Origin of the sequence: Streptomyces sp. H27-C3 (genome assembly GCF_030063415.1) — a bacterium.
Classification (GTDB): domain Bacteria; phylum Actinomycetota; class Actinomycetes; order Streptomycetales; family Streptomycetaceae; genus Streptomyces.
The window spans coordinates 108,296-114,058 of sequence record NZ_JASITA010000001.1; the positions used below are offsets into that span (position 1 = coordinate 108,296).

Annotated in this window: 1 pseudogene; it reads right to left on the minus strand. The window is 73.0% G+C overall.

The features are described from left to right. Positions 1-17: 17 nt before the first annotated feature. Positions 18-5,630 (minus strand): annotated as a pseudogene (locus QMK30_RS00400) (type I polyketide synthase); the annotation flags it as partial. Between the last annotated feature and the right edge of the window lie 133 nt (positions 5,631-5,763).

Here is a 5,763-nt window from a genome sequence, read left to right on the forward strand (position 1 = left end):
GATGTCGTGCTGGTCGATCAGTGGGTGCCGAGCTCTCCGTCGAGCAGCTCGAAGAGTTCTTCGTCGGAGGCCGATTTGACCGAGATCGCGGCTGCGTCCGCGGTGCTCTGACCGGCGCCTCCCGTCTCATTTCCTGCTTCGCGCCACTTGGCGAGCAGGACCTCCAGGCGCAGGGTGACCGCGGCGCGCGTTCCCTTGTCGTCCGGGGACTGCGCGAGCGCGGCTTCCACGCGGTCGATCTCGGAGAGGAGCGAGGGGGCAGCCTCTCCCCCGCCGCTCCCGGCGGCCGGCAGCGCGGCGTCGAGGTGGTCCACGAGGGCCGACGGGGTGGGGTAGTCGAACAGCAGGCTCGCCGGAAGGCGCAGCCCAGTGACCGCGCCGAGGTGGTTGCGCAGCTCGACGGCGGTGAGCGAGTCGAAGCCGAGGTCGTGGAACGCCTGGGTGGCACCGATCGCCTCGGACGAGGCGTGGCCCAGAACCCCGGCGACCTGTGCCCTGACGATGCCGAGCAGGATCCTTCGGCGCTTCTCGTCCGACGCCCCCGCCAGCTGCTCGGCGAGAACGTCCGCTCCGGCCCCGGCCCCGGCCCCGGCAGCATGCGCCGGGTGGGAGGAGGCCCGTACCAGGCCGCGCAGCAGGGCGGGCAGCGGCTCGGTCCCGGCGCGGTGGCGCAGGGCGGCGAGGTTCAGCCGGACGGGCAGGACCACGCACTCCGGGCCGGTACGGGACGTGGTGGTCGCGGTGTCGAAGAGCGTGAGGCCCTCGTCCGGGGACAGCGGCGACACCCCGGCCCGGGCCATCCGGGCGAGCGCTGCCGCGCCGGCCTCGCCGAGCATGCCCTGCATGCCCCCGGCCTCCGCCCAGGGCCCCCAGGCCAGCGAGACGGCCGGGAGTCCTGCCGCCCGGCGCCGCTGCGCCAGGGCGTCGAGGCAGGCGTTGGCGGCGGCGTAGTTGGCCTGGCCCGCGTTGCCGAACGTACCGGCGAGCGAGGAGAACAGGATGAAGGCCGCCAGGTCCAGGTCCCGGGTCAGCTCGTGCAGATGGAGGGCCGCGTCCGCCTTGGGCTTGAGGACGTGGTCCAGCCGCTCGGCCGTCAGCGAGCCGACGAGGGCGTCGTCGAGCACCCCGGCGGCGTGCACCACGCCGGTCAGCGGGTGCGCGGCCGGGATGCCGTCGAGTACGGCGGCGAGCGCGGCGCGGTCGGCCACGTCGCAGGCCACCGTGGACACCTCGGCGCCCAGCGCCGCCAGTTCGGAGGCGAAGGCGGACGCGCCGTCGGCGGCGGGGCCCCGGCGGCTGGTCAGCACGAGGTGCCGCACGCCGTGCGCGGAGACCAGATGCCGTGCCACGAGCCGGCCGAGCGCGCCCGTGGCGCCCGTCACCAGGACCGACCCCTGGGGGTTCAGCCCCAGGGACGCGGGCAGCCCCGGAGTTCCGGCGGCGGCCGCACGTGCCAGCCTCGGCACGAACGCCCGGCCTCCGCGGAGGGCGAACTGCGGCTCGCCGGTGGCGAGAGCGGCCGTCAGCCCGGCCGGCGGCACGGAGTCCGCGTCCCCGCTCGTTTCGGCGTCCACGAGGACGAAGCGCTCGGGGTGTTCTGCCTGGACGGCCCTGATCAGGCCCCACACGGCGGCCTGGGCCGGGTCGAGCCGCGCCGCGTCATCGGCACCGACGGAAACCGCGTTCCGGGTCACGAGGACGAGCCGCCGCGCATCCGCCTCATCGGGGTGAGGTCCCGTCAGCCACTCCTGTACGAGGGCCAGGGCGGGGCGGACTGCGGACCTTACCGCGTCGGGCGAGTCTGCCGGGTGGTCCGGGTGGTCCGACTGCTCCGGGCCGAGCACCTCGATGTGATCGGCGACGGGCAGTGACTCCGGGGCTGCCGGCAGGGCCAGTGCGGTCCAGTCGACGCGGAACAGCGAGTCCTGGGACCGCCCCGCCCGCGCGGCGGCGAGCTGCTCGGGGGAGATCGGCCGCAGGACGAGCGAGTCGACGGACGCCACGGCCTGTCCGGTGACGTCGGTGGCCAGCAGCGAGACGGCGTCCTGACCGGCGGGTGCCAGCCGGATCCGCAGGGCCGCCGGCCCCCCAGACGGCGCGGAGGACGCTGAGGACACGGCGTGCAGCATGACCCCGCTCCACGAGAACGGCACCCGTGCCTGATCGGAGCCGGTGTCGGGGCCGAGCAGGCCGTCGCCGAGCGCGACCGTGTGCAGCGCCGCGTCCAGCAGCGCGGGGTGCAGGCCGAATCCGGAAACGTCCGTCCCCTCGGGCAGCGCCACCTCGGCGAAGAGGACGTCGTCCTGACTCCACGCGGCGCGTACCCCCCGGAACAACGGGCCGTAGTCGAGCCCCAGGCCGGCCATCCGCTCGTACAGGGAGTCCAGCGACTCGCCGGAGACGCCGACGGCGTCCGGCGGGGGCCACTCCGTCAGTCCGGCCGTCTCCGTGTCCGTCACCGGACCCGCGTCGGCGGGCGCGGCGGACGACAGCGTTCCGGCCGCGTGGCTCGTCCACGGCTCGGCGGAGGGCGCGCCCTGGGTGCGGGAGTAGATCTCCAGCGGACGACGGCCGTTGCCGTCGGCCGCCGCGACGCGTACCTGGACCTGGACTGCGCCGTCCTCGGGAACGACGAGCGGGGCCCCGAGCGTCAGCTCGTCCAGCCGGTCGCACCCGACGGCCTCGTCGAGAGCCGCGTGCAGCGCCAAGTCCACCAGGGCGGCACCGGGGAGCAGTACGGCGCCCATCACCACGTGGCCGGCGAGCCAGGGATGCGTGGCGAGCGACAGCCGCCCGGTCAGCACGAGCCCTTCCCCGCCGGCGAGCGGTACCGCGGCTCCGAGCAGGGGGTGGCCCGCCTCGGCGAGTCCGGCGGCCGCGACGTTGCCGGGCGCTGGGGCCGCTTCGAGCCAGTAGCGGGTGCGCTGGAAGGCGTACGTGGGCAGGTCCACGCGCTGGGCGGCGCGCCCGGCGAAGACGGCCGCCCAGTCGACGGCCGTTCCGTGGACGTGGAGTTGGGCAAGGGCGGTGGCAACGGCGAGGCCTTCGGTGCGGTCCGTCCGCAGGACGGGGACCGTGACCGCTTGCTCCTCCAGGGCGTCCTGGGCCATGGCGGTGAGCACACCGCCCGGGCCGATCTCCAGGAACGTGCCGACACCCTCGGCGGCAAGGGAGTTGACGGCGTCCGCGAACCGGACGGCCTCGCGGACATGCCGCACCCAGTAGTCCGCCGAGCAGAACTCCTCCTCCGACACCGGGCGGCCGGTGAGCGTGGAGACGATCGGCAGCCTCGGGGTTCCGAAGGTGACCGTCTCCGCGACCTTCCGGAAGTCGGCCAGCACCGGGTCCATGAGCGGCGAGTGGAACGCGTGGGAGACGGAGAGCCCCTTCGTCCTGCGGCCGTCGGCCGTCAGCCGCTCGACGACCGCCGCGACCACGTCCTCGGCACCCGAAACGACCACTGCCGAGGGCCCGTTGACCGCAGCGATACCTGCCCGGTCTTCACTACCGGCCAGCAGTTCCCGTACTTCGTCCTCCGAAGCCTGGACCGCGGCCATGGCGCCGCCGTGCGGGAGCGCCTGCATCAGACGGCCGCGAGCCGCCACCAGCCGCGCGGCGTCTTCGAGTGAGAGCACGCCCGCGACATGGGCCGCCGCGAACTCACCCACGGAGTGGCCCGCCAGGAAGTCCGGCCGCACGCCCCACGACTCGACAAGGCGGAAGAGGGCCACCTCAATGGCGAACAACGCGGGCTGCGTGTAGCCGGTCTGGTCGAGCAGCCCGGCGTCATCCCCGAACACCGCGTCCTTCAAGGACTGTTCGAGATGCGCATCCAGCTCGGCGCAGACCCCATCGAACGCATCCGCGAACACCGGGAACGATGCGTACAGCTCACGTCCCATCCCCAACCGCTGGCTCCCCTGCCCCGAGAAGAGAAACGCCCGCTTCCCGCCCGGTGCGGCGACGGCCTGGACCACGGACCGCGACGGCTCGCCGCCGGCAAGGGCCATCAGCCCCTCCAGGACGCCGGCCGCGTCCGGCGCGATGACGGCGGCGCGGTGCTCCAGCGCGGTGCGGCTCGTGGCCAGTGAGTACGCCACATCGGCTGCTGCCTGGCTTCCGTCGCGTCCGTCTGCGTAGTCCTTCGCGTACGACAAGAGGTGCCGGGCCTGCTCGCGCAGCGCGTCCGGGCTCTTGGCGGACAGCACCCAGGGCGCCGCGAACGGGAACGGGGGTGCGGTCGTCGCCTCCGTCGTGTCCTCGGGCCGGGCAGCCGGCACCTGTTCGAGGACGACGTGGGCGTTGGTCCCGCTGAAGCCGAAGGAGGAGACCGCTCCCCGCCGGGGCCGGTCGCCCTCCGTCCATGCGACGGGCTCGGTGAGGAGACGTACGTCTCCGGACGACCAGTCGATGTGCGGCGACGGTTCACCGGCGTGCAGGGTCTTGGGCAGGACGCCGTGCCGCATCGCCTGCACCATCTTGATGATCCCGCCCACGCCGGCGGCGGCCTGCGTGTGACCGATGTTGGACTTCAGCGAACCCAGCCACAGCGGCCGGTCCTCGGGCCGCCCCTGACCGTACGTGGCGAGCAGCGCCTGCGCCTCGATCGGGTCGCCCAGCCTCGTACCCGTACCGTGCGCCTCCACCGCATCCACATCGGCCGGTGACAACCCCGCACTGGCCAGGGCCTGCTGAATGACGCGCTGCTGCGCGGGCCCGTTCGGGGCGGTCAGGCCGTTCGACGCACCGTCCTGGTTCACGGCACTGCCACGGACCACCGCCAGCACCTGGTGACCGTTGCGCCGGGCGTCCGACAGCCGCTCCACCAGCAGCACGCCCACGCCCTCGGCCCAGCCCGTGCCGTCGGCGTTCACGGAGAACGCCTTGCACCGGCCGTCGGCCGCCAGCCCGCGCTGCCGGCTGAAGTCCACGAAGGACGTCGGGGTGAGCATCGCGGTCACACCGCCCGCGAGGGCCAGATCGCACTCGCCCTGGCGTAGCGCCCGCACCGCGAGGTGCAGTGCGACGAGCGACGACGAGCACGCCGTGTCGACCGTCACCGCCGGCCCCTCAAGACCGAAGGTGTACGAGACTCGTCCGGAGACGACGCTCGCCGCGCTGCCGGTGCCGATGTAGCCGTCGACGTCCTCCACCGCGTGTTGCAGAACCGACGAGTGGTCGTGGTACATCACGCCCGTGAACACGCCGGTGCGGCTGCCCTTGAGGGATGTGGGGTCGATTCCGGCCCGCTCGAATGTCTCCCAGCAGGATTCCAGCAGAATGCGCTGCTGGGGATCCATGGTCAGGGCCTCGCGGGGTGAGATTTCGAAGAGGCCGGCGTCGAAGAGGTCGATTCCGTCGAGGAATCCGCCTTCCCGGACGTGGCTGGTGCCACGGCTGTCCGGGTCGGGGTCGTAGAGCGCTTCCAGGTCCCAGCCCCGGTCGACGGGGAATTCCGTGATGGCGTCCCCGCCGTCCATCAGGAACTGCCAGAGGCTCTCAGGTGACGTGATGCCGCCGGGGAACCGGCAGCTCATCGCGACGATGGCGATCGGCTCGTGCTGTGCCGCGTCGATGTCCCGCAGCCGCTCACGGGCCTCATGCAGATCCGCCGATACCCGCTTGAGGAAATACCGCAGCTTTTCCTCGTTGTTGTTCGCCTGAAGGTCAGTCACCTGAGGTCACCTTTTACGTTGAGCCTGTAGGGGCCGGAGGTCGGCAGATGGGTCATGTGTGTGGCGAGTTGCCCGCCGGCTCCCTGGT